Below are 564 nucleotides of genomic sequence, written 5' to 3'. Positions count from 1 at the left end.
TTAAGTATTTTGTTTGGGCGTCGACAACTTGGGTTAAGTTTGGTGAGCAAACGCAAAGGTGAGGCAAACTTTTACGATATTCAAAAGCATAGCATCCAAACACGCTCAGGATTTGCGATAGATAACATCTTAGAAGCGTTGAGCTCACTGGCTCGTGAGAATACTAAAAAACCAATGGATGAGCTTTTACTGCAAGCATTACTGCAATACGCGAAGACGATGTTGGATGCACCAGTCGAGCAGCGGTCACATAGCCGTGTGCAAGATCTCTATCAAGGGATTTGTATCTACATTCAAGAGAACTTCCATCGCCCAATCACACGTGACAGCATTGCGTCGAGATTCAGTATTTCCTCGAACCATTTGTCGCGCTTGTTCCGTCAGCAGGGGCACATGACCTTGGCAGACTACATTACTTGGGTACGAGTGGATCGTGCGAAGTTTATGCTCAAGAAATACAACTTCAAACTCAATGACGTGTCAGTGCGCTGTGGATTTAAAGACGTGAACTATTTCTGTCGAGTATTTAAGAACCGTACAGGCAGAACGCCGACGGAATATCGT

At 44.9% G+C, this 564-nt stretch carries 1 protein-coding gene; it reads left to right on the top strand.

What is annotated here, in order from left to right:
• Positions 1-564, top strand: a 564-nt coding sequence (locus R7Z77_RS27450; protein WP_318137318.1) for an AraC family transcriptional regulator, incomplete at both ends; no start/stop codon positions are given.

Source organism: Vibrio sp. 1401 (assembly GCF_033340295.1).
This window is presented reverse-complemented; position numbering and strand designations above follow the sequence as displayed.